At 69.1% G+C, this 24,585-nt stretch carries 21 protein-coding genes; 18 read left to right on the forward strand and 3 right to left on the reverse strand.

What is annotated here, in order from left to right:
- Positions 1-37: 37 nt before the first annotated feature.
- Complete coding sequence (locus tag H4J02_RS03350) at positions 38-1,051, reverse strand: YafY family protein (RefSeq protein WP_187675705.1); 1,014 nt, start codon at positions 1,049-1,051, stop codon at positions 38-40.
- Between the two features lie 99 nt (positions 1,052-1,150).
- Between H4J02_RS03350 and H4J02_RS03355 the strand changes: the two genes are divergently transcribed.
- Genes H4J02_RS03355 through H4J02_RS03385 form a run of 7 tightly spaced genes read left to right on the forward strand, consistent with a single transcriptional unit; the run spans position 1,151 to position 7,637 of the window.
- Positions 1,151-1,576, forward strand: a complete 426-nt coding sequence (locus tag H4J02_RS03355) for a VOC family protein (protein ID WP_187675706.1) — start codon at positions 1,151-1,153, stop codon at positions 1,574-1,576.
- A gap of 54 nt (positions 1,577-1,630) precedes the next feature.
- A complete protein-coding gene (locus H4J02_RS03360) occupies positions 1,631-2,641 on the forward strand; it encodes a 3-oxoacyl-ACP synthase III family protein (RefSeq protein WP_187675707.1) in 1,011 nt (336 codons plus the stop codon).
- The gene (locus H4J02_RS03365; RefSeq protein WP_262406195.1) at positions 2,638-3,450 is read left to right on the forward strand and encodes a glycosyltransferase family 2 protein; all 813 of its coding nucleotides are present in this window, start codon (positions 2,638-2,640) and stop codon (positions 3,448-3,450) included. Before H4J02_RS03360 ends, H4J02_RS03365 begins: the two co-directional genes overlap by 4 nt.
- Entirely contained in the window at positions 3,447-4,598 is a 1,152-nt protein-coding gene (locus H4J02_RS03370; protein ID WP_187675708.1) for a cytochrome P450, read from the forward strand. The genes H4J02_RS03365 and H4J02_RS03370 overlap by 4 nt, the downstream gene beginning before the upstream one ends.
- Positions 4,595-6,247: a class I adenylate-forming enzyme family protein gene (locus H4J02_RS03375; protein ID WP_187675709.1), complete on the forward strand. Its 1,653-nt coding sequence runs from the start codon at positions 4,595-4,597 to the stop codon at positions 6,245-6,247. The genes H4J02_RS03370 and H4J02_RS03375 overlap by 4 nt, the downstream gene beginning before the upstream one ends.
- Entirely contained in the window at positions 6,244-7,152 is a 909-nt protein-coding gene (locus H4J02_RS03380) for an NAD(P)-dependent oxidoreductase (RefSeq protein WP_187675710.1), read from the forward strand. The genes H4J02_RS03375 and H4J02_RS03380 overlap by 4 nt, the downstream gene beginning before the upstream one ends.
- 50 nt (positions 7,153-7,202) lie before the next feature.
- Positions 7,203-7,637: a siderophore-interacting protein gene (locus H4J02_RS03385; protein WP_187675711.1), complete on the forward strand. Its 435-nt coding sequence runs from the start codon at positions 7,203-7,205 to the stop codon at positions 7,635-7,637.
- Between the two features lie 323 nt (positions 7,638-7,960).
- Here the strand turns inward: H4J02_RS03385 and H4J02_RS03390 are convergent, their stop codons facing one another.
- Positions 7,961-9,205 carry a cytochrome P450 gene (locus H4J02_RS03390; protein ID WP_262406196.1) on the reverse strand — a complete coding sequence of 415 codons (1,245 nt, stop codon included), beginning with the start codon at positions 9,203-9,205 and terminating at the stop codon, positions 7,961-7,963.
- A gap of 105 nt (positions 9,206-9,310) precedes the next feature.
- Positions 9,311-10,762: a sugar transferase gene (locus H4J02_RS03395; protein ID WP_187675712.1), complete on the reverse strand. Its 1,452-nt coding sequence runs from the start codon at positions 10,760-10,762 to the stop codon at positions 9,311-9,313.
- Positions 10,763-10,897: 135 nt separating this feature from the next.
- Between H4J02_RS03395 and H4J02_RS03400 the strand changes: the two genes are divergently transcribed.
- The 11 genes from H4J02_RS03400 to H4J02_RS03450 all read left to right on the forward strand — a co-directional run bounded on the left by H4J02_RS03400 (position 10,898) and on the right by H4J02_RS03450 (position 24,561).
- A complete protein-coding gene (locus H4J02_RS03400; RefSeq protein ID WP_187675713.1) occupies positions 10,898-12,277 on the forward strand; it encodes a polysaccharide biosynthesis tyrosine autokinase in 1,380 nt (459 codons plus the stop codon).
- 16 nt (positions 12,278-12,293) lie between these two features.
- Entirely contained in the window at positions 12,294-12,911 is a 618-nt protein-coding gene (locus H4J02_RS03405) for a low molecular weight phosphatase family protein (RefSeq protein WP_187675714.1), read from the forward strand.
- A gap of 76 nt (positions 12,912-12,987) precedes the next feature.
- The gene (locus H4J02_RS03410; protein WP_187675715.1) at positions 12,988-14,457 is read left to right on the forward strand and encodes a lipopolysaccharide biosynthesis protein; all 1,470 of its coding nucleotides are present in this window, start codon (positions 12,988-12,990) and stop codon (positions 14,455-14,457) included.
- Positions 14,458-14,509: 52 nt separating this feature from the next.
- Positions 14,510-16,258, forward strand: a complete 1,749-nt coding sequence (gene menD, locus H4J02_RS03415) for a 2-succinyl-5-enolpyruvyl-6-hydroxy-3-cyclohexene-1-carboxylate synthase (protein ID WP_187675716.1) — start codon at positions 14,510-14,512, stop codon at positions 16,256-16,258.
- Entirely contained in the window at positions 16,255-17,352 is a 1,098-nt protein-coding gene (locus tag H4J02_RS03420; RefSeq protein ID WP_187675717.1) for an NAD-dependent epimerase/dehydratase family protein, read from the forward strand. Before menD ends, H4J02_RS03420 begins: the two co-directional genes overlap by 4 nt.
- 131 nt (positions 17,353-17,483) lie before the next feature.
- Positions 17,484-18,638, forward strand: coding sequence for a hypothetical protein (locus H4J02_RS03425; RefSeq protein ID WP_187675718.1), 1,155 nt, complete (start codon positions 17,484-17,486; stop codon positions 18,636-18,638).
- A 73-nt stretch (positions 18,639-18,711) separates the two neighbouring features.
- Positions 18,712-19,851: a polysaccharide pyruvyl transferase family protein gene (locus H4J02_RS03430; RefSeq protein ID WP_187675719.1), complete on the forward strand. Its 1,140-nt coding sequence runs from the start codon at positions 18,712-18,714 to the stop codon at positions 19,849-19,851.
- The gene (locus tag H4J02_RS03435) at positions 19,848-20,936 is read left to right on the forward strand and encodes a glycosyltransferase (RefSeq protein WP_187675720.1); all 1,089 of its coding nucleotides are present in this window, start codon (positions 19,848-19,850) and stop codon (positions 20,934-20,936) included. Before H4J02_RS03430 ends, H4J02_RS03435 begins: the two co-directional genes overlap by 4 nt.
- A gap of 61 nt (positions 20,937-20,997) precedes the next feature.
- Positions 20,998-21,675, forward strand: coding sequence for a WecB/TagA/CpsF family glycosyltransferase (locus H4J02_RS03440; RefSeq protein WP_187675721.1), 678 nt, complete (start codon positions 20,998-21,000; stop codon positions 21,673-21,675).
- Positions 21,672-22,676 (forward strand): glycosyltransferase family 2 protein, encoded by a 1,005-nt coding sequence (locus H4J02_RS03445; RefSeq protein WP_187675722.1) that lies wholly within the window; start codon positions 21,672-21,674, stop codon positions 22,674-22,676. The genes H4J02_RS03440 and H4J02_RS03445 overlap by 4 nt, the downstream gene beginning before the upstream one ends.
- Positions 22,677-22,776: 100 nt before the next feature.
- Positions 22,777-24,561 carry a DUF4012 domain-containing protein gene (locus tag H4J02_RS03450; RefSeq protein WP_187675723.1) on the forward strand — a complete coding sequence of 595 codons (1,785 nt, stop codon included), beginning with the start codon at positions 22,777-22,779 and terminating at the stop codon, positions 24,559-24,561.
- Positions 24,562-24,585: the final 24 nt, after the last annotated feature.

Consider the following 24,585-nt stretch of genomic DNA (forward strand, 5'->3'; position numbering starts at 1 on the left):
TCACCCCCGCCCGTGCGGGGCAGGCGCCCGCGGCGTGTCAGGGGCCGACGGATGCGGATGCCTCGCTCGCGCGCCCGGCGAGCGTCGCGAACGCGGCGGCGAGCTCCGCGGGCTCCGCCGCCGTGACGTCGGCGTCGAAGCGGAGGAGCGAGGCGGCGAGGGCGACCCACGACCAGGAGCCGGCGTGCACGCGTGTGCACGACGCGTCGACCGCCTCGACGGCGGCGTCGGCCGCGAAGGGCGCCACGCGGTCGAGCGGGAGCGCGAGCACGACGGCGCCCCGGCAGGGCCACTCGGCGGAGCCTGACGTGCCGCCGCGGAACCGCGCGGCGGAGCCCGCCGCGCCGCCGCGGAACCGCGCGGCGAGGAACGCGTGCGGGTCGCCGCCCGGCAGCTCGCGCGGGGCGAAGCGGGCGCCGCGCGCGGAGCGGAGCCGCATCCGGTCGACGCGGAAGACACGCCAGTCGGCGCGGTCGACGTCCCACCCGATGACGTACCAGCGGCCGGCGCGCGCGACGAGGTGGTGGGGTTCCGCGCGACGCGGGGGCGCATCCGTCTCGTCGCGGTAGTCGAAGCGCAGCGTCTCGCGGGCGCGCATCGCGGCGCTCACGGCGAGCAGCAGCGCGGGGTCGACGGGGTCGGCGGGGTCGACGGCGTCGGCGGCGGCACGCGTCACGGCGGTCGCGAGCGCGTCGACGCGGTGCCGCAGGTGCGACGGCATCACGGTGCGCACGGTCGCGAGGGCGCGCTCGGCGGGCTCGCCGATGTCGGCGCCGGATGCCGTGGCCGTCTGCAGCGCGATCGCCACGGCGACGGCCTGCTCGTCGTCGAACAGCAGGGGTGGCAGCTCGGAGCCCGCGTCGAGGCGGTAGCCGCCGTCGGGCCCCTTGACCGCCCGCACGCGGTAGCCGAGCTCCCGCAGGCGGTCGACGTCGCGGCGCACGGTGCGCACGCTCACCTCGAGCCGCTCGGCCAGCACCTCGCCCGGCCAGTCGCGGCGCGCCTGCAGCAGTGAGAGCAGCTGCAGCATCCGCGAGGTCGTGTCGGCCATGGCTCGAGACTAGATCGGGAAGAGGCCGAGAACTGTCCTGTACTGGGCGAAGACTGGCGAAGCCGCATCCGGCACCACACCCTCACGAAGGAGATCGCGATGACCATCGCCACCACGCCCCACCTCAACTTCCGCGGCGACGCCCGCGCGGCGCTCGAGTTCTACCAGTCGGTCTTCGGCGGGCAGCTCGCGCTCGTGCGCTACGTCGACGCGGGAGCCGTCACCGACCCCGCCGAGGCCGAGCAGATCATGTGGGGGCAGGTCGCCTCCGACGCGGGCTTCCGCGTCATGGCCTACGACGTGCCGGGCCACACCGAGTGGGCGCCGGGCGTCATCCCCGTGTTCGTCTCGGTGCGCGGCACCGACGCCGACGAGCTCACCGGCTACTGGCAGAAGCTCGCCGAGGGCGCGACCGTCGTCGTGCCGCTCGCGCCCGCGGGCTGGTCGCCCCTCTATGGCATGCTGCGCGACCGCTTCGGTGTCACGTGGGTGCTCGACCTCGAGGTGCCCTGGTCGCCCGAGTGATCGGGTGACCCCGGCGGCACGGATACGGCATGCGCTCTCGCTAGGCTCGCATCCGTGCCGTCACCCGTCTCCACCCGCGTCGTCGGGCTCGGTGTGCACCTGCCCGAGCACGTGCGCACGACGGCCGAGACCGAGGCCGAACTGCGTCGCCGCAACAGGGGTGTGCGCCTGCCGACGGGCCTCATCCGCCGCATGACGGGGGTCGAGACCGTGCACCTGCGGCCCGACGGATGGGACGCCTCCGACCTCGCCGTCGCCGCCGCCCGCGAGGCGCTCGCCGAGTCGCCCGGCGACGTCGACCTCGTGCTGTTCGCTTCCGCGAGCCAGGACCTCGTCGAGCCCGCCACGAGCCACATCGTCGCCGCGAAGCTCGGCGTCGACGCGCCCGTCATGGACGTCAAGAACGCGTGCAACTCGGTCGTCAACGCGATGCAGGTGGCCGACGCGTTCATCCGCACGGGGCAGTACCGCCGCGTGCTCATCGCGTCGGGTGAGGCGCCGACGGTCGCCGTGCGCTGGGACGTCGACGGCCACGAGCGCTTCCTGCGCTCGTTCCCCGGCTACACGATGAGCGATGGCGGTGCCGCGCTCGTGCTCGAGGCGTCCGACGTGCCGGATGTCGGCATCCGCTCGACGCGCTTCCTCGCCGTCTCGCGCCACTGGGACGTCGGCACGCTGCCCGGCGGCGGCACGATGCGCCCACGCGACGTCGACGCCGAGTACTTCGACATGGACGGGCACGGGCTGCAGCAGGCGTTCCTCGAGCTCGGCCCCGAGCCCGTGCTCGGCCTGCTGCGCGACCGCGGCCTCACGTGGGACGACTTCGACCTCGTCGCCATCCACCAGGTCGCCCTGCCCTACCTGCCGCCGATCTTCGAGCGCCTCGGCGTGCCCGACGACCGCACCGTCATCACGGTGCGCGACCACGGCAACCTCGCCTCGGTGACCCTGCCGCTGCAGCTCAAGCTCGCGCGCGAGCGCCGGATGCTGCACGAGGGCTCGCGCGTGCTGCTCATCGGGCTCGCGGGGGGTATCTCGCTCGGGCTCGTCGAGGTCGTGTGGTGAGCGGTGCGGTGGGCTCGTCGGCGGGCTTGTCGTCGGGCGCGGGCCGGCTCGCGGTCGTCGTGCCGGTGTACCAGGAGGCCGCCGGCATCGCGCCGACGCTCGAGGCGCTCGCCGCGCAGCGCGACGCCGACTTCGATGTGATCTTCGTCGACAACGGCTCGACCGACGGATCGGCGGATGTCATCCGCGCCTTCGCCGCGTCGCACGGCCTGGCGAGGTGGCGCGTGATCGACGAGCCGCAGAAGGGCACGGGCGCTGCCGCCGACACGGGCATGCGCGCCGCGATCGACGCGGGCGCGACGCTGCTCGCGCGCACCGACGCCGACTGCCTGCCCCGAGAGGACTGGACGGCCTCCGTGCGCCGCGCCCTCACGCCGCGCGAGGAGGGCGGCCTCGGGCTGCGCCTCGTGGGCGGCGAGCTCGTCGCGCGCCGCGACGAGGATGTCGGCTGGGCGACGCGTGCCCTGCTGCGCGGCGCTGTGCACCTCGCCGAGGCGTTCGGCCGCATCCGTCCGGGCAACCGCGGCGACGGGTACCTCGGGCCCTACATGATGGCGGCCGGCTGCAACGTCGGCATCACGGCCGAGCTCTACCTCGCGGCGGGTGGCTTCCCGCGCACCGCGATCGAGGAGCTGCACGAGGACCGCGCCCTCGTCAACGCCGTGCGCCGCATCACGAGCGACTACGCGCGGAGAGCGGATGTCGTGGTGTTCGGGTCGAGCCGTCGCGTGCGCGCGTGGGGGCTCCGGCGCACGCTGCTCTGGTACAAGGACCACGCGTACAAGCCCGAAGTGGTCGACATCCGATGACGGCCGAGGTCGCGACGCGGCGGGACGCGGCGGTAGTGCGCGCGGCGCATCCGTTCGCCTTTCCGCTCGTCTCGGCCGTGCCCGGGCCGGTGCGTCGTGTGCCGGGCCTCGGGGTGATCGTGAAGGACGCCGCCCTGCTGCGCGGCGTGCTCATGGACTCCGCCCACTTCTCGAAGAACGGACCCGGCGCCCCCAGCGATCTGTGGACGCCCGTGCTCGGACCGCGCGTGCTGCTCAACATGGAGGGCGCCGATCACCTCGCGCTCCGTCGGCAGCTCGCGCCGCTGTTCTCGCCGTCGTTCGTCGACGGGTTCGTCGCCGAGAGCCTGGGCGCGGCGACGCGTTCGCTGGCGGCGGCGCTCGCGGCGGGGGAGCCCGTCGATCTCGTCGCCCACGCCCGCCGCGGCGCGAGCCACGTCATCTCGCGGCTCGTCGGCCTCGAGGAGGGCCGTTTCGACGACGCGATGTTCGCGCGCGTCTCGGCCGTCACCGGCTACGTGACTCTTGCGCGTCCGCGGCTCGGCCCGCGTCAGCTCGCATCCGCTCGTGCGATCCTCGGCGAGCTCGGCGAGCACGCGGCGCGCGCCTACGCCGGCGACGAGTCGACCGTGCCCGGACGGATGCGCGCCCTCGGCCTCGACGAGCGCGAGGCTCTCGGGGCGGTCGGCGCGTTCGTGCTGACGGGTACCGAGACGATCGTGTCGTACCTGCCACGACTCGTGGCGCTGCTCGTCGACTCGGGGTGGCATGCGCGCATCGCATCCGACCCGGCGCGGGGTGCCCTGGATGCGGCGATCGCGGAGGGGCTGCGGGTCACGACGCCGTCGCCCGTCATGCTGCGAGCGGTATCAGCGCCGACGCGCATCGGGCCGGTCGCCGTGCGCCCGGGCGACCGCGTCATCCTCGGCACCTACTGGGCCGACACGGCGCTCGGCGCCTTCGACCCCGAGGGCAACCCGTCGGCGTCGCTCAAGCAGCTGTGGTTCGGTGCGGGTGCCCACTATTGCCTCGGGGCGCCGCTCGCGATGGCGCAGATCCGCCTCGCGCTCGACGCCCTGCTCGCGCATCCGGGTCTCCGCATCGAGCGCCGTCGCCCCGCGCGCGGCGTGCTCATCCCCTCCTACGCCGAGCTGGTGGTGCGCGCGTGAGCGACCTCGTGCTGTCGGTGCTGCGCGCGTGCGACGCGACGCCCGACGCCCCTGCGCTCACGGCGCACGGGCGCACGTGGAGCTACCGCGAGCTCGGCCGCCGCATCCGGAGCATCGCCGCGGGGCTCGCGGATGCCGGCCTCGCCCCCGGCGACCGCGTGCTGTTCTCGGTGCGCCCCGGCCCCGACGCCGTTACCCTCGCGCTCGGCATCGTCGGCGCGGGCGGCACGGTCGTGTTCGCCGACCCGGGGGCGGGGGAGGCCCTGTTCCGGGCGCGCGCGAACCTCGCCGCGCCGCGCTGGGTCGCCGCCGAGTCGCTGCTCTACCTCGCAAGCTCCGGGCCGCTGCGTCCGCTCGCACGTCGGCGCGGGCTCGAGCTCGCGCCCTACGGGCGGCTCGTTCCGGATGCGCGCCACCTCCGCGCGGGACGCTGGCTGCCCGGCGTGCCCCGCGGCGCGCTCGCCCTCGACCGGCTCGCGGCGGGGCCCGGCCACCCGACTGCCGGCGCCGACACCCGTGATCCCCGCGCCGACCGCGCCGACCGCATCCGCCCCGGCGCCCCCGACGACGAGGCGCTCGTCGTGTTCACCTCCGGCACGACCGACGTGCCGAAGGCCGTCGTGCACACGCGCGGCTCACTCGGCGCGGGGCTCGGCGACTTCGCCGACGGCGTCGGCATCCGCCCCGGCCTGCGCGTGCTCACCGACCAGCTCATGGTCGGCATCCCCGCCCTCATCGGCGGCGCCCACTGGACGATGCCCGCCCCCGGCCTCGACCCCGGCGCGCGGCCCGAGGCGTACCTCGAGCATCTCGGCGACGCCGAGCTGCTGTTCGCGAGCCCCGCGACGCTCGACGCCATCCTCGCCGCGCTCGACGCGCGCCCCGAGCTGACGCCCGCGCTCGAGACGATCGTGCTCGGCGGTGCCCCCGTGCTGCCGCCGCTCCTCAGGCGCGCGTTCGAGCGGATGCCGGACGTGCGCATCCAAGCCGTCTACGGCATGACCGAGATCCTGCCCGTCGCGATCGCCGACGGCGCCGAGAAGCTCGCCGCGCCCGCGGGTGGGGGAGATGCGGTCGGCCGCCTCGTGCCGAGCGTGCGCGCACGCATCGACGACGGCGAGCTCGTGCTCTCGGGCGCCGGCCTCGCGCGCGGCTATCTCGCCGAGTTGCCCGAGCATCCGCTCGCCGAGCTGCACACGGGCGACCTCGCCGAGCTCGACGGCGACCGGCTCGTGCTGTGCGGGCGCGCGAAGGACATGTTCATCCGCGGCACGCAGAACGTCTACCCGGGCTTGTATGAGCCGCTCATCGCGGGGCTGCCGGGCGTCGCGGATGCGGCGATGGCCGGGGTTCCGGATGCCATCGGCGACGACCGCATCCTCGTCGCGGTGGTGCCCGCGCTGCATCCGCCCGCCGAGACGAGCACGTCGCATCCTCTCGCCGCCGAGGTGCGCCGCCGGCTGCCGGGGCTCATCGACGCGGGCGTGCTGCCGGATGCCGTGGTCGCCGTGCCCGCGCTCCCGCGCGCGGGCCGCTCGCGCAAGCTAGACCGCGCGGCCCTCGCGGGGATGCTCGCGCCGTTCGTTCCACCCGCCGTGGCTGAGTCTGTGTCGGCCGCACCCGTCGCCGACCCGGGGGAGCGCGCATGAGGATCGCCGTCACAGGCGCGTCGGGGTTCATCGGCGGCGCCGTCGCCACCGCCCTCGCCGCCGAGGACCACGACGTCACGGGCTTCGGTCGTCGGGCGCGCGGCTGGTCGCATCCGCGCGCCCGCTACCGGGTGTGGGACATCACCGAGGGGCTGCTCAAGGGCGACCGCGACTTCGACGCCGTCGTGCACTGCGCGGCCCTCGCCGACGACTGGGCGCCGCTGTCCGAGGCGATGCGCGCCAACCGCACGGGCACGCGGCACGTCGTGGCCAGCTTCCCGGGCGCGCGCATCGTGCACCTGTCGACGTCGTCGGTGTACGACGCGTTCACGCCGACCGTCATGGCGCGCGAGGACGCGGCGCCCGTGAACCACTTCCTGTCGAGCTACTCGGAGTCGAAGACCTTCGCCGAATTCGAGGTCGCCGCCGCGGATGCCGTGGTGCTGCGCCCGCACGCCGTCTACGGCCCCGGCGACACGACACTGCTGCCGCGGGTGCTCGAGGCGGTGCGCGGCGGTCGGCTCGTGCTGCCCGAGGGGGCGCGCGTGCCGCACTCGCTCACGCACGTCGACACGCTCGTGGAGGCGGTGCGGCTGTCGCTCCGCGGCCCGGCGGGCGTCTACAACGTCGCGGATGCGGAGCCCGTGTCGCTCGCGGACGTGTTGGAGGAGTTCCTCGCCCGCCGCGGGGTGAAGGCGCGCATCGTGCGGCTGCCCTACGTGGCGGCGTTCCAGGCTGCGGGGCTCGCCGAGCGTGCGGCCCGCATCCGTCGCCGTCGCCCCCGCATCACCCGCTACGCCGTGAGTCAGCTGGGCCTCGAGCGCACGCTTGACCTGTCGGCGGCCCGCGAGTCGCTCGGCTTCCGCCCGGCCGCCACGACTCTCGCCGGCGCCGAGCTGTGGTAGCGGTCGACTAAGGTTAGGCGAGCCTTACCGCGACCTCGACAGGACGCCCGATGAGTTTCCGCGACGCCCGCAGCTACGACGCCCATGCCCTCCTCGAGGTGGTGCGACGCGAGCAGGTGACCCCGCACATGGTGCGCGTGACGGTCGCGGGCGACGACCTCGCCGACTTTCCCGACCACGGCTTCGACCACTGGTTCCGCCTGTTCCTGCCGCGACCCGAGGCGGATGAGGCGCTCGGCCGCCTGCCGAGGAAGGTCGACATCATCGGCACTCCTCATCGCGCAGCGCGGCCGTCTCCGGGAGGGCAGGCGGCGCCGACACATCGCCCAGGGAGGCGAGGAAGTCGGCAAGCGGGGTCATGCATCCATGATCCCAGGATTCGAACATACATACGAGAGTCCGAGCGACATTCGTGGAAAGGTCGTGGTGGCCCGGGCTGTGGGCGAGAGGCGAGCCCCGGGGCCGACCCGACACGCCGCCCCTAGCCGCACTGCACGACGCTGGCCCCCCGCCCGATACGAAGCCCGGCATTCGCCCGCGGGTGCTCGAGCCCGCGCCCGCCCGCCGCGCCACCGCCGCTATACCGCTGGTTGAGTAGCCCGCAGAGCGGGCGTGTCGAAACCAGCCCCGGCAAGCCCCAGCCCCGACCCCCCCCGACCCCGGCCCGACCCCGGCCCGACCCATCCCCAGCCATCCCCGGCAAGCCCCATCCCCAGCCAGCCCCCGCCAGCCCCCGCCAAGCCCGAGCCCCAGCCCCAGCCCCAGCCCAACCCCAGCCCAACTCAGCCAGCCCCAGCCGGCCCGCCCCCTAGACCTTCTCCACCACCAACGACGCATAAGCCGGAATCAGCACCCGACGCCCATACCGCCGAGACACCACGCGGTACCCCCGCCCGTCCCCGACGAGCAGCTCCAGCACCGCCGCGAGCTCCGCCCGCGCGAGCGGCCCGCCGAGGCACAGGTGCCGCCCGGCCCCGAACCACAACTGCCGGTTGTGCGGCAGGTACGGCCGGTCCATGCGGAACGCCCCCGCGACGTTGTTGGCCGTCCAGGTGAGCACCATGACGCGGTCGCCGGCGCGCAGCATCCGTCCGGCCACCTCGACGTCGGCGAGCACGGAGCGTCCGATGAGCGGCGCCGGGCTCGTCACCCGCAGCGCCTCGCGCACGGTGTCGTCGCGGTGCTCGGGGTGGGCGAGCAGCCGCGAAAGCTCGCCGGAGTCGACGAGGATCGCCGCCATCCGGGCCATCGCGGATGCCGCGGTCTCGGTTCCGGCGACCATGAGCAGCGTCGAGAGCCCCTTGGTCTCCTGCAGGGTCAGCCCGAGCTCGCGGCACCGCCCGATGACGGTGTCGGGTGCCGCCGAGGAGAAGACGTCGTCGATGTGCCCGGTGAGCTCGTCGACGATGCCGCGCGCGAGGGCGATCTTGTCGGGCGGCAGCTGCGTGTCGGCGGTCGTGCCGAGGGCGATGGATGCGAGCCGCTCGCCCGTCGCGAAGATGTCGCGGTAGGCGTCGTCGCCACGCGCGGGGTCGACGGGCAGGCCGAGAAGCTGCGTCACCATCCGTCCGACGAGGATGCGGGAGAGGTCGGCGAGGTCGAGCCGCTCACCCGCCTCGAACGCGGCGCGCGCCTCGCGCAGGCGGTCGCCCCACGCGTGCTCGACGAACGCGGCCGACGTGCGCTCGGTGAAGAGCTCCTTGCTGCGGGTGCGGAGGTCGTGGTGGCCGGGCCCGTCGAAGAGGTCGTACACCCAGTCGCCGAGGATCTGCGCCCACAGGTGCCCCACGCCGCCCTCCGACAGCAGCGTGAGGTGGGCGGGGTCGTTGAGCAGGTTGCGCGCGACCACCGGGTCGGACGTGATCCACCCGAGCCCCGGCACCTTCATGATGGGCCGAGCGAACTGCCCGAGCCAGTTGAGCACCGGCAGCGCGGGCCGTGCCGCACGCAGCAGGCGGTGCTCGTGTGCGGCGGCCCCCGACCCGATCCCGTCGGCGATCAGACGGATGCGGCGCTCGCGCGGGGCGGCGTCCAGTTCGGCGGCGACGGGCACGGGGTCAGCCTAGGGGCACCCAGGTGGTCGAGCAGCCCCGCGCCCACCCAGGTGGTCGAGGAGCGCCGCGAAGCGACGCGTCTCGAGACCACCCCACGCACAACCTCAGTAAGCCCCATTCCGCGCCAACACGGCCTTGAGCGTGCGCCACAGCAGCACGACATCGCCGACGAGCGACCAGTTCTCGACGTAGTAGAGGTCGAGGCGGATGCTGTCCTCCCACGACAGCGAGCTGCGTCCGCTGACCTGCCACAGGCCCGTGAGTCCCGGCCGCACGAGCAGGCGGCGGTGCGCGGCTTCGTCGTACAGCTCGACCTCGCGCGCGAGCGGCGGGCGCGGGCCCACGAGCGACATCGACCCGCCGAGCACGTTGAACAGCTGCGGCAGCTCGTCGATCGAGAACCGCCGCATGAAGCGACCGACGGGGGTGACGCGCGGATCGTCCTTGAGCTTGAACAGCACCTCGTTGCCGGCGTCGCGCTCGCGCTGCAGCAGCTCCCCGAGCCTCGCTTCGGCGTCGACGACCATGCTGCGGAACTTCAGCATCCGGAACTTCTCGCCGTGCAGGCCGATGCGTTCCTGTTTGAACAGCAGGGGGCCGCGCGAGGTGAGCTTGACGGCGAGCGCGGCGGCGATGAGCACGGGCGACAGCACGATGACGAGGAGGAGCGCGCCCAGGTAGTCGAACGCCCGCTTCGTGAAGCGCCCGGCGCCCTCGTAGCGGGGCGTCTCCACGTGCACGAGCGGCAGGCCCGCGACGGGGCGGGTGTGGATGCGGGGGCCGGCGACGTCGACGAGGTTCGGCACCATCACGAGGTGCTGCTCGCCCGGGACGAGCGTCCACGACAGTTCCCGCACCTCGCGCGCCGACATCCCGTGCCCGGCCGCCATGATGACGGTGTCGGCGTGGTGCTGCTTCATGACGGCTTGCAGTTCGGCCACAGGTTCGACGGGGATGCCGGATGGCAGGTCGACGATGGCGCCCGGCCGCGTGGTGCACACGGCGACGGGGTAGTACCCGGCCGATGATTGGCGGCGCAGCGTCGCGATGATGTCCCGCACGTCGCGAGAGCCCCCGACGACGACGCAGCGTGCGCTGTAGCGACCGAGGCGGCGCACCGAGTTGAGCCACTGCCGCCACAGCCACCGCTCCAGCAGCAGCGCGACGATTCCCGCGGGCAGAGCCACGAGAAGGTACCCGCGGCTGAACTGGATCTGGAAGGCGAACCCGATGATCGCGACGACGCCGAAGAGTTGCAAGCTCGAGGCGGCGACGCGCTTGTACTCCTCCGGACCCGCGCCGACGATGCGGGATTCCCGGGTGGCTCCGATGGTCAGCACGAGTGCCCACGCGAGTACGAGCAAGACCGAGAACATTGTGTAGTTCACCGTGAAGGTCGTCAGCTTCTCGGGAACGCCCACCCGCTCAGAGTCGTCGCCGAACCAGAGGAGCTGAGCGCCCCATACGGCCCATACGACGACGAAGAAGTCGCTCCAGGCGAGGCGGCGCGCGTATCTGAGGCGCCAGTTCGTCCTCGTAGTCTCCCCAGAACCCACGAAGGGTCACCCTACCCGGGCAGTGTGTCCGGGATGTGACGTGACCTTGAGCCGCCAAACACTGATTGTTCGTCGGCTAGGCTGTCCGAGCGCTGCAGCGGCGCTCAGGCGTTACCGAGCCCGGAGGTTTACTACGTGGAGTTGCGCGACTACCTGCGTATCCTCCGGCGCAATTGGCCCGTAATTCTGGTCATGCTCGTGCTCGGTACTGCTGGGGGTGCCACCTTCTCGCTGCTTCAAACGCCCCAGTACGAGGCGACCACCAAAGTCTTCGTATCCGCATCGAGTGCCGACACGGTGTCCGACCTCAGCGCGGGCAACAGCTACACCCAACAAATCGTGCGCAGTTACGCCGAGGTAGTCACGACCGGCCTCGTGCTCGACCCGGTCATCTCGGAACTGGGACTCGACGAGTCGCCGCAGGAGCTCGCGGATCGGGTCAGCGCGTCGGTCAAGCTCAATACCGTCATCGTCGACATCACGGTGACGGGCCCCGACCCGGAGCTCGCTGCACAGATCGCTAACGCGATCGCGGACAACCTCATCGATGCGGTCCCCGAACTCACGCCGGCGAACGCAGAGGGCGTCGTGCCGGTCAAGGTAACGGTCACCCAAACCGCGCAGGTGCCCGCCGAGCCCGTGTCGCCCCGCGTGCTGCTCAACACCGCGCTCGGGGCGCTCATCGGCCTAGCGCTCGGGGTAGGAGTCGCTGTGCTGCGGAGCGTTCTCGACCAGCGCATTCGCGGCCAGCGCGACATCGAGCTTGTGACGGACCGCCCGATTCTCGGGGCCATCGCATACGACGCGAAGGCGAAGGAACGTCCTCTGATCGTCCACGCCGACCCCCTCAGCCCTCGCGCAGAGTCCTTCCGCGCGCTGCGGACCAACCTGCAGTTCGTCGACATGGGTTCAGAACGTCGCAGCTTTGTCGTCACCTCGTCGATCGAGAGTGAGGGAAAGAGCACCACGACGGCGAATCTGGCGATCGCTTTGCGCGACTCGGGGCTCAACGTCTGCGTCATCGAGGGGGATCTGCGTCGGCCCAAGCTCGTGGAGTACCTCGGCCTCGAGGGGGCGGTCGGGCTGACGGACGTGCTCATCGGCCGGGCCCCGCTCGCTGACGCGCTCCAGCGCTGGGGACGCAACAACATGTTCGTCCTTCCCGCCGGGCAGATTCCGCCGAATCCGAGCGAGTTGCTCGGTTCGGCCGCGATGGCGAAGCTGCTGCGCGATCTCGAAGCAGAGTTCCACATCGTGCTCGTCGACGCTCCGCCGCTGCTTCCCGTGACTGACGGTGCGATCCTTGCGAAGCAGACCTCGGGGGCGATCGTGGTCGCTGCGGCCGGACGTACCCAGCGGACCCAGCTCGAGGGGGCCCTCAAGTCGCTCGACAACGTCGATGCGAAGGTGCACGGTCTCGTGCTCACGATGATGCCTACAAAGGGCCCGGACGCGTACGGCTACGGTGCGTACGGCTACGGCTACGGGGACGCGCAGGATCCCGCAAAGCGCTGAGAATCGGAGTCTGCAGGTGACCGTCGCCGAATCCCCGTTCCGGGTGCTCTTCGTCTGCACGGGGAACATCTGCCGATCGCCTCAGGCTGAGCGCCTGTTGGTCGCCGAGCTTGCTCGCCGCGGTCTCGGCGACGCGACCGAGGTCTCGAGCGCCGGTGTCGCTGCACTCGTCGGGAATCCGATGGACCCGCAAGCCGCCGCTCACACGATTGGCCACGGGGGGAACCCGGGTGACCACTCGGCTCGACAGGTCGATGCGTCGATGATCGACGCAGCCGACCTGGTGCTCACCATGGAGCGGACTCATCGCGCGGCGGTGGTTCGCATGGTGCCCCGCGCGAGCCGGTATGCGTTCACGCTGCCCGAGTTCGTACGGCTCGCTGTCGACCTTCGGGATTCGGGTGAGGCGGGCCAGGTAGGTAAGTCGTTCGGGGTGCCCGAACGCATGCGGTGGCTCGTGCCGGAGGTCGCCGCACAGCGGGGGGTGTCTCTGCCCACAGCCCCGGAACATGACGAGGTCGAGGACCCGTACCGCAGGTCGGAAGAGACGTATAGGCGCTCGGCGGCGCGGGTGGCCGCCGCCGTCTCCGCGCTTGTCGAGGTCATCGTCGACCTCGGAGAGATCTATCGCTAGTCAGCGCGATCTCGTCGTGGATGCGCTGCGATGGGGGAGAACCGGTGACCGTCGCACGCACGGCTAGGGTGTCACAGTGAGCGACGCGATGAGCCGAGGGGCGCGTGGCGCCAGCCACATGTTGCTCGCGCAGGTCGCTCGCGTGGGTATCCAATTCCTGTCCGTCGTGGTGTTGGCGAGACTGCTCGCACCGGAGGCGTTCGGTGTCGTCGCGATGGTCACGGTCTTCATCTCCTTCGGTGAGATGTTGCGGGATCTCGGGCTGACGACGATCGGCTTGCAGCGTCCCGATCTGACGCATCAGCAGGCGTCGAACTTGTTCTGGATCAACTCCGGGCTCGGTCTCGTCACCGCGATCGCGCTGGCCGCCTCCGGGGGGCTCCTGGCGATGATGTATCAGGACGCTCGGATGCTCCTCCTCGCGCCGGCTCTGGCGCCCGTGCTGTTGATCAACGGCGTGACCGCTCAGCTCCGCGTTCAGCTCGCGCGTTCGCGCCGGTTCATCCCGATAGCTGCGTCCGATCTGGCGTCCCCTGCGATGAACCTCGCGGTGGCTGTGGCCCTCTCTCTCCTCGGCTTCGACTACTGGGCGATCGTTATGGGCGCTCTCGCCGGTCCGCTTTCCGCGTTCGTCGTGATCGCGGCGTCCGCACGATGGGTGCCGACGCGGCCGCGTAGCGACGGATCGTCGCGGACTCTGGTCAAGGACGGCGCCGCCTTCGGCATGGCGCACTTCCTGACGTTCGTCTCTCAGAACCTCGACACTGTGATCGTCGGCGTGCGTTGGGACGCGGGGAGCGTGGGGATCTACAGCCGTGCGTATCAGTTACTCCAAGTCCCCGTGAGCAGCCTCGTGGGTCCGCTGAGTCAAGTCGTCGTCCCGACCGTCAATGCGGCTGCAGCCGAGGGGCGCCCCGTCGATGTGGTCCTGCAGCGAATCCAGTTCGCCCTCGGATTGGCGATCACCAGCCTGTTCGTTGTCACCGGAGCGACCGCCGATTGGCTCATTCCCGCGATGCTCGGCCCGGATTGGGTCGCTGTGGTGCCCCTCTTCCAGATCATCGCGATCGGCGGGGTGTTCTGGGGCTTCTCGAACGTCAACTACTGGCGCACGATCATCGGCAACAACGGCATGCAGCTCGCCTACTACAACCTCGTCTCTAAGGGTCTCGGTATCGCCCTCATCGTCGTGGGCAGCTTTATCAGCATCGAGGCCGTCGCCTCTGCTGTCGCGCTGTCGCTGTTCATCAACTGGGCTGGCGGCCTCGTGTGGTTCTGGAAGGCTGCGCACTGGCCGTCGGCGCAGTACTTCCGCGAGGCGCTTCGAATCTTGGTCCCCGGACTCGTCGTCTACGCGGTGAGTTGGGGGCTCATGCAATATGTCGGGGGCGCAGAGCGCTGGTGGGCCGCGATCGCCGTCGGCCTGTTCGCCGGCGCTGCTCTCATCGGGTCGATACTGCTTCAGCGAGAAGGCCGGGAGCGCCTGCGGGGTGCCCTGGCGATCATCCGGCGAATGGCACGGCGTGCGCAGGGCCCCGCAACGTGACCGCAATGTCGGCTGGTTAGACTGACGCGGACTCTAGGGGGAACCGAGCCGCATGTATGCGTCCCAGAAGAACGTTCAGATCCTCGTCGCGCTGCTCAAGGAGCACGGCGTTCGGCATGCGGTGATCTCGCCGGGATCGCGGAACATGGCGTTGGTGCGGAGCCTCGAGAATGATCCGTTCTTCACCTGCTATTCCGTCGTCGACGAACGGAGCGCTGCGTACTTCGCGATCGGCGTCTCCCTCGCCAATGACGAAGCGCCGGTCCTGCTCAGCTGCACCAGCGCGCAGGCCACGCGAAACTACCTCCCCGGGCTCACCGAGGCCTACTACCGGGGGACGCCGATCGTCGCGATCACCGCCGACTACCGGGAGAGCCATATCGGGCAGGGCCTGATGCAAACCGTCGACCAGATGTCGATGCCGAAGGACACCCACAAGGCGTCGGTGCGCCTGCCGGTGGTCTCCGACGAGGACGATGCTTGGTACTGCGAGCGACTCGTCAACGAAGCACTTCTCGAGCTGCACCACCACGGGACAGGACCGGTCCACATCGATCTGCCGATCGACGAGCATTGGGAGGGCTACGTCGAGTCGCTTCCGTCTGTGAAGCGCATCGATCGCTACACGATGCAGACGCCCGATCTTCCGCCGCTCGGAGCCAGCAAGATCCTCGTCGTCGTCGGCGAGCATGCTCCTTTCTCTGCCCAGCAGGCGCAGGCGTTGGAAGCGTTCGTCGAGGCGACCGGCGCCGTCGTGTACACGACCCACCTGTCCAATTACCACGGCGCGGGCTCGGTCAACGGAAGTCTCGTGGTGCTCAATCTGAAGGGGAAGGGTGCAGACGCCTACACCCCCGAACTACTCATCACGGTGGGCGGTCAGCACGGCGACTACGACATCGCGAGCGTGCTCAATGCGATGAAGCCGCGGCACTGGCGCGTGAGCCTGGACGGACGGATCCAGGACACGTACGGTTCGCTGGAAGCGGTCTTCGAGATGTCGGAGGCCGACTTCTTCAGCGCCTACGCGTCGAGGCAGGTGGCGGAGCCCAGTCGCGAGTTCCAGGCGACCTGGGAGAAGGCGAACGCCGAGCGCGCCATCCCGGATGGCCTGCCGCTTTCGCACGCCTTCGTGGCCGGTGTCCTGGCGCCTCAGATCCCGCACGGATCCAGCATCCATTTCGCGATACTCAGCGCGTACCGCAACTGGAGCTTCTTCCATCTCCACCCCTCCATCGCCGGCTATTCGAACGTCGCCGCGTATGGAATCGACGGATGCGTATCGACGTTCATCGGGCATTCCGTCGCGACCGAGGAGCTCACATTCCTCGTGGTGGGTGATCTCAGCTTCTTCTATGACATGAACTCGATCGGTATCCGTCATGTCAAGAACAACGCCCGCATCATCCTCGTGAACAACAACGGGGGCGGTGAGTTCCGTCTGTACAGCCATGCAGCTGACCGGTATTTCGGGGAGGACGCCGATACGCACATCGCCGCAGCCGGCCACCACGGGATGGCTCAGGCGTGGGCGGAGTCCATGGGTTGGCTCTATCGTGCGGTTCGAACAAAGCAGGACCTGGTAGATGTCGCGGATGCGTTCGTGTCCCCGAGCGACAAGCCGTTCATCATCGAGGTGTTCACCACCATGCACGACGACTCGGAGGGCGTGCGGATCATCCGCGAGGCCAACACGCACGAGAGTCTCGCCCGGCGACTCGCTAAGCGTCTGCCTCCGTCCGTAGCGGATGCGGTTCCGCCGCGAGTCAAGGAGCTCGCAAAGCGGGTCATCAAGAGGTGACCTCGCTCCTCGTCCTCGGGGCGACCGGGATTATCGGCACGCACATCGTCAGCGCGGCGGTGGAAGCCGGTGTGCGGGTGACGGCCGTGAGTCGCGGGAACCGCCCCGCGAGGTTCCCGGATGGTGTCAGGCGAGTCGCGGTCGACGGCAGAGATCCGACATCCATGGAAGGGGTGCTGGCCGGAAGCCAGTTTGACGCCGTGATCGACCTCCTGTCGTTCGGCCCGGAGCACGTGAGCATGACCCTCAACTGGGTGAGGCGTTTTTCCGACCGCTACGTCTTCATCTCATCGGCGACCGTGTCGGAGTCGGCGCCGCCAGGAGCCGTGATCGACGAGAACTCGCCGCTTGTGAACTCCGGATGGTCATACCCGCTGAAGAAGGTTGCCGCCGAGCAGCTCCTGGGGGACGTGATCGCCGACGGCGACCTGGATGTCGTGATCGTTCGCCCCTACATCATCTACTCCGAGCAGCGACTTGCGTTCGGGCCCTGGGAATCAGACGAGGTCATGGCGCGCATCCGCTCCGGCCGTCCCATCGCGCTACCGCAGGAAGTCGCCGTAGCGAGGACTTCGGTGACGCACGCCGCCGATGCCGCGCGTGCGGTGGTCGCGCTGTCACTCGCCCCAGGAGCCTCTGGTGCCACGGTCCAAGTCGCGTCCCCCGAGACGGTGACCTGGCGTGAGATCTTCGATATCGCCGCTGACGCGGTCGGCGCACCTGTCGACCTCCACACCATGCCTGAGAGTCAGTTCATCGCCGCGCTACCTCACCTCAGCGGGAAGGTGGGCGACCGCGTCAAGGATCGTGCGTTCTCCACTGCAGGTCTGGAGCAAGTGCTGCCCGATTTCCGGTTCGACATCGGCGTTGGGGAGGGGTATCGGGAGATCATCGACCAGGCGACTCCGCGACGTCATCCCCTGACCCGCATCGACGGCGTGCATGATCGGTTGCTTTCGGAAACCGGTGTCAGAGCGCCCGCGCCGCGGGGACTTCAGCTTCGAGAGCACGCGCGTTACGCCATTGGACGGTCGCGAGCGCTCAGTGAACTGCACGCCACGCTGCGTCGCGCGCACTTGGGAAACTACAACTAGGAGCGTTCCCGCCCGTGTCGCTGACGCGGACGCCGCGGCGGTGCGCCGCGTTGTACCGTGGGCGGGTGCCGCGACCAATCGAGCAGACGAGATCCGCGGAGGTGCCCCGTTTCATCCGCTCGGCTCTCTACGTGGTGCTCTACGTGGCGGCAATTGTCAGCGTCCCATTCGTCGGCCAATATGGACCGCTGCCCTCGACCGTGATGTTGGACGCTTGGTTCGGCCTGTTCCTTATCAGCGCGCTACTGACGAACCGATGGAACGCGCCCTTGCTGCTTGGGGTGGTCGTCGCCTTCGGATTCACTCGGGTTGTCGGGTTCTTCGCTACCAGCTCTCCCGCCGAGGACTTCTTCCAAGCGTATCGATGGGTGTTTTATCTCGCTGCTTTCGCTATAGGGGTGAGGCGGGTGTGGACGCCGGTGGGCGGCCTCGTCGCGCTCACCTGGACTCTGCTGTCACTCGCCACGGTCAAAGCAGCGCTCGGCGTGGTACTTGTGTCCGGCTCCCTTCGCCCGGGACTCTTTCTCGAGAACAACTTCGAACTGGCGTTGTTCTGCGGGTTGGTCGCGGTGATGTATCGATTTCTTGGCCGCGGCAGATTTCCGATGATCGCCTTGCTGGGGGTGCTCGTGCTGTTGTCGGGATCGCGAAGTGGCGCCGTGACGTATGTCGTGCTGCTGGTGTACGCCTTCACGCAGATTCCGCGGACGCACTCGACGCTGTTCCTGAGATTCGTCACTCTTATCGCCGCGCCAATCGGCGTGTTGATACCGGTGTGGATCTTCAGCGAGCGAGCTGACGGAAGTCGCATCGACCGGCTGAACTTCCTGGACGTCTTTCTGTATGAGACCAGCGATTGGAACCTGCTCAACTGGCTCCTCGGCACTCCGCCTATCACGCCTCTGAGCAACGAAGGTTGCCTAGCGCTCGCCTGGTATCAGGACCTTTTCGCGAGCACGGGTGACGGGTCGTGCTATGTCGTGATCCTGCACGCGTTCGTTCTGCGTGTGATCTTCGACGCGGGTTTGCTTGGACTCGGATTGGCGTTCGGCGTGGCTTGGGTAGCGCTGAGGAGGTCCGACGTCAGCAGGATGCTATCGCTCACGTTGATCGGTATTGCGGCCGCCAACAGTCTGTCAGTGTCCGGCCTCAATAACCCGTACGTCGCTTTGCCGATCTTGCTCGCGATGCTTACCGCAAAGGTCGCGGTCCACGGCGCCGAGATGAGCCGAGGCTCCGGTGCCGTCGAAGGGGCTGAGTTCGGACCTGAGGTCAAACGTGCTTGAACCTGTCCGCTAAGTTCGTTCGAAGCCGTGGTTCCGCGGCGGGGAGGAGTTAGCTGTGCCCCGAGGGCAGGTCTTGATCCGAACCTTGCCGCTCGATGTAGGCAACTACGGCGGAGTCCTTCAGGCCTACGCCCTCCAGCAGGTGCTCGTAGAGTTGGGAGCCGATCCGGTGACCGACACCTCGCGAGTCGACGCGGAGTCGTCTGTCAAGGCGTTCGTTCGCAAGGCGGTGGTCGAACTCCCGCTCCTCGCGAGGTTTGCTCGGCCTTCGTGGGTCGACCGCGTGGCGCACGACCGTCGCGCGGAGGCGATCGGAGCTTTCGCCCGCGAGCGCATTGCGACAGTCCGGTTGTTCGAGATGTCGGGCGCACGCCGCCGCGACTTCCTCGAGGGATGCGAGCTTCTCCTCGCCGGCAGCGACCAGGTGTGGCGGCGGCAGTACGCTGACGTGCTCTCCTACATGTTCGACTTCGTTGAGACGGCCTCGATGAGGCGAGCCTCGTACGCCGCGTCCTTCGGCCTCGACCACGTGGAGGACTACGACGACGGGACGCTTCGAGATGCGCGTCGCCTCTTGGCCCGGTTCCACGCCGTATCCGTGCGCGAGAACTCCGGGGTCGAGATCTGCCGCGATGTCCTCGGGGTTTCAGCCGTCCGTCACCTAGATCCGACCCTGCTGCTGCCGCGCGAGCGGTATGCCGCGCTCCGGTCGGAGGTCAAGGGCGACGCGAAGCGGTCGTTGGGCGTGTACGTGCTGGACAGGCGTCCTGACTACGGCACCGCGATCGCAGCGGCCGCGGGCCGACTGGGTGCTGACCTCGTATCCATCAAGGGCGATGACGGCTCGCATTGGGGCGTGCGGGAACGCGCCCCGCTGACGGTCGAAGAATGGCTGGCGGGGATCCAGGACGCCGACTACCTCGTGACGGACTCCTTCCACGGCACGGTTTTCGCGATCATCCATCATGTCCCGTTCATCTCGGTGGTGAACTCCGATCGCGGTGCCGCTCGCTTCGTCGATCTGCTTCAACCCCTCGGCTTGGCGGATCGGATGGTCTCGCCCGACGAACTCCGGGAGGACGAGCTCGTGACCAGGATGCGTGGCGCAATCGACTGGTCGGCCGTAGACGCTGCTCTCGACCAGGATCGGCGAGCGAGTCGCGAGTACCTCGCCTCGTTGCTCGACCCGCGCGCGACGGAGGTCCGGTCGTGAAGCCGACCAGCTTCGTGTTCGTGCAGCCGCACTTGAAGTTCGGCGGTGCCGAGAGCCAGACCGTCGCCATCGTGAACGGGTTGGTGGGTCGCGGACATTCCTGCACCGTCGTGTTGCACAGCAGGCAGGGAGAGCTACTCACGCGCCTCGACCCGCGCGTCAACGTCGTCAGTCTGGGATTCGAGTCGCACGTCGCCGTGCTGCTGGGTGCCGTCCGCATACGGAAAGTGCTTGAGAGACTTCCCGCGTCAGTCGTGGTGACCCGGCTCTGGTCGAGTGTGATGGTCGTAGGCCTTGCGGCCTCTCGCGTCCTCAAGCACGACTACTACTTCTATGAGGACCTCGACCCTCGCGACCACGCGCGATTCATCCGCCTCGGGCGCCTCAAGCAGTCCATCGTGCGGCGGATCTACCGGAGGAGCGCGGATCAGCTGGTCGCGAACACGGTGCACGTCTCGGAGGCAATGCGCGACGCGTATGGACTCGCCGCGTCTCCCCGCGTTATCGAGTGTGGGGTCGAGAGCGCGTCGCTGCGAGCTCGTGCGGCGGAATCGCCCAAGGTGCGTGTCCCCTTCCGTGATGGCGCGCTGCGGGTGGTGACCGTGGGCAGCCTCATCGAGCGCAAGGGTCTTCGGGAGTTGCGTGCGTCGCTCGATGCGCTCGACCGCCTCGTTGATTGGGTGGTCGTAGGCGAGGGACCGCTTCAAGCCTGGCTCGCTGCGCGAGACGACGACGGGGGACGCGTGAAGACGACTGTGGTCGACGGGACTCTGAACCCCTTTCCGTACGTCTCGCAAGCCGACGTCATGGTGCACGGCGCGCTGAGCGAGTCGCTCGGCGTCGTGATTCTCGAGAGCGTCGCCCTCGGAACCCCGGTCGTTGCCAACGCCGCGAACGGACCACGCGAGATCTCGCGCTCGCTTCCCGACGCACCGATTCAGCTGTTCGATGTGAATGATCCTGAGTCCCTTCGCCGCGCGCTGAACGCGATCGCGGCATCCCCGGGGGCTCCGGTGGATCTCGGCGTGTACGAGCTGGATGCGACGCTCGGCAAGTGGGAGGCGCTCGGTCGGGCCCATGACTGACGAAGCCGCGGCGACATCGAGGTGGACCGAGGTTCCTTTCCTCGGAGTCCGCGTAACGCCCATGACTGCTGACGAGGTCGTCGAGTGGGTCGACGATCATCGCGGAGGCAAGCACTTCGTCGCCAACCACAATCTGCACAGCGTCCACCTCCACAAGACGCTCGCCTCGTTCCGTCGCGCCTACGACCTGGCTGATCTCGTGGTGGTGGACGGGTCACCGGTCCTCTGGCTGACGAGGCGGCGTCGTCCCGAATTGGGCCACGAGTATCGCACCGGATCGACTGACTGGATCGCGCGCCTGGGTGATTCGATGAGCCCGGGCGAGCTGTGCCTGGTGGGCGCGTCGGCGGAGTCCAACCGCCGCGCAGTGGAACGGCTCACCGCGGACCTCGGACCGAAGGGTTGGAGAGTGCGCGGTATCGACGGCTTCCGCGACAACGCCGAGACGCTCGATTGGCTGAGAGGCGGCGTGCCGACACTCGTTCTCGTCGGTATGGGGATGCCGAGGCAAGAGGAGTTCCTGCTCGAGAACTGGGAGAAGCTCCCTCCCGCTGTTTACGCGACGGTCGGTGGAGCGATCGACTATGTCGCGGGCACGACCAACCTCGCGCCACGCTGGATGGGGCGGCTTGGCGTCGAGTGGCTGTGGCGCCTTGCGCACGAGCCGCGGCGCCTCGCGGCCCGTTACCTCGTCGAACCGCTGGCCCTCGCATGGCTCATCGTGGTGAGGCGGCGATGACCGAATCGCCAACCGTCAGCGTCGTCGTCACCTTCTACAACAACGTGGACTACGTCGAGCGTGCGCTGCGACAACTCGCTTTGCTCGACGAGGAGCCGTTCGAGGTGCTCGTGACCGACGATGGCTCGACCGACGGCACAGCTGACCTGCTCCGCGCCGGGCTCGACATCCTGCCGGGGGCGCGCTTGATCGCAGTCCGCCAGAACTCCGGGATCGCCGCGATGAGGAACCTCGCGGTGCGAGAGGCCCGCGGGGACTATGTGTGGTTCCTGGATGCCGATGATGTCTGGCTGCCCGAGGCCGCTGGTGAGCTGCGACGACTGATTGGGGGCGGTGCGGCAGACATCGCGATGGTCCGTGCCAAACGGGGCACCACCGTGGGCGATCCCCGGGCGAAGGTGCTCGACTCCGCGGCCGCCGGAGCCTACGAGGGCGACGACGTCGTCCGGCTGTTGCTGACAGGGGGAGTGCGCGGGTACCTCTGGAACAAGGCGATCCGGCGCACCCTTCTCGCGGCGCATCCGTTCCCGGAACGCCGCGCCCAGGAGGACTTCGCCGTCATCAGCGAGATCCTCCTCGCAGGCGCCCGATTGGTGGTCTCGGACCGCGTGCTCTACTGGCACATCGAGCGACCGGGGTCGCTGACGAATACACGGATCTCCGACTTCAGCGACCTTGAGGAGACGTGCAATCGAGTGTTGGAGTTGGTGGGCGCCGACCCCCGGGCAGCGACCCGCTTCGCGGATGAACTGGCGTTCTTCCGTCAATGGTTCTATGTCTCGAGCGTCGTCAATACGAGCATCCGACTCGGTGTCGCCGACGCTCGCACAGCGGGGCAGGTGCGTCAGGCGAGACGCTCGATCACCTTTCACTCCGTGCGGGCCACCGCGCGGGTCTCCCGACGTGAAGGGCTCATCGCGTTGCTGATCAAGACGCTCGGCCCGTTCTACCCGCCCGTCTATCGCGCGTACGTCCGGCGCGAGCGGAGCTCGTCGGCCTGACCGCAGCGACGGAGCAAGGTCGTCATCCGGTAGCGTCGAGTCATAGCTGACCGGTATTCACCCCTCGATGTGACGCTGGCGAGACGCACGGACGGAAGACATGACTCAATCCCATCACGCGCATCAGGCGCGCCCTTCGTGGGTTCGGTGGGTCGTTCTCGGCGGGATCGCACTGCTCCTCATCTGGAGCGGTTGGTTGGTGGTTCGGGGCCTGATTGCTCGGGATCAGTTGACGGCCGCCGCACCTGCTGCACGAGAGCTCGCCGCAGTGGTCGTCGAGGGCGAGGCCGAGGCGACGGCGCCGCTTGCGGCGGAGCTGAAGGACCGCGCGGACACCGCCTGGGAGATGACCCATGATCCCGTGTGGCGCGCGAGCGAGTATGTGCCCTGGGTGGGACCCAACCTCGCGGCCGTAAGGCAGATCACCGAGGTGGCCCGCACCATCACGGGCGAAGGTATCGACCCGCTTCTCGCAGCGGCGACGGAGTTTGATGCCGAAGCGTTCGCGGTCGTCGACGGCAGAGTCGACCTCGGTCCGATCATCGCGGTGCGAGGCGACATCGATCTCGCGAACGCGGCCATGACGTCGGCGCGTGAGCAGGCTGCCGCCATCGACATCGATGCGACCGTCGGGCCGGTGCGTGATGCGGTGGATCAGATGCTCGCCTTGGTCGGAGACGCGACGAGTTCCGTCGACGCTCTCGACCGCACTGCGCATCTCCTTCCCGCAATGCTCGGGCAGGGTGGCTCCCGGAACACGCTGGTGCTGATCCAGAACAACGCCGAGCTCCGAGCTTCGGGCGGGGTCAGCGGAGCCCTCGCGCTGCTGACGGCGAGCGACGGAAAAATCGACCTCGCCGGCCAGGCGTCGACTCGGGACTTCGACCCGCCGTTCGATGAGCCCGTGGTGCCGCTCGACCAGCCCACGGAGTCGCTCTACGGCGCTATCACGGGTGAGTACATCCAGAACGTGAACCTCACCCCCTGGTTCGACACCACTGGCGAGCTCTCCAAGATGATGTGGGAGCGGCGATTCGGGGGAACGATCGACGCCGTCGTCGCGGTCGATCCCGTGCTCCTTTCGTACCTGCTGGAAGCCGCTGGTCCGGTGGAGGTCGGCGACGTGACGCTCAGTTCGGACAACGCGGTGGACGTGCTGCTGAGCGAGACCTACGCGCGTTTCGCTGAACCTGCCGATCAGGATGCGTTCTTCGCTTCGGCCGCTCAGACCGTGTTTGCTGCGGTGACCGGTGGCGACGTCGAACCGCGGGCCCTTGTGGAAGCGCTGGTGCGCGGCGGTGAAGAGCGTCGCATCCGCATCTGGAACGCTCGTGCGGAAGAGCAGCGGCTCGTGGAAGGCACCACATTGTCCGGCATCCTGCCCGCCGACAATAGTCAGGGTCCGGGCATTGGCGTCTACTTCAACGATGACACCGGGGCCAAGATGGACTACTACCTCGACGCCGACGTGAAGGTCGGATCGGGCGTATGTCGAGGTGATGGGCGGCCGACCTACCGCGTCAGCGTGACCCTCACGAGCACGGCACCCATGGATGGAGCCACATCGCTTCCCGATTACGTAACCGGCGGAGGGCGATACGGTGTCGAGCCCGGCAGAATCAAGACATTCGTCAATGTATATGGTCCCGTAGGGTCCGCAACTCAGGGTGTGACCTATCCCGGCTCTGCCGACCAACTCAATGGCCAAGTGGCGATCGACCGTGGTCGCCCGGCCGTGGTCGTCCCTACCGAATTGGCGCCAGGAGAGACCATCACGCTTGTCTACGATTTCCTTGGACAGACCCGGGAGCGCGGCGCGCTCACCCTCGACGTCACACCGACTCTTAACGTCACGGAAACACAGCACCGTTCCCTCAATTGCTGAGGCTGTGTAAACTTCACGTCACGT

The sequence above is a fragment of the Protaetiibacter sp. SSC-01 genome, assembly GCF_014483895.1.
Lineage (GTDB): Bacteria > Actinomycetota > Actinomycetes > Actinomycetales > Microbacteriaceae > Homoserinibacter.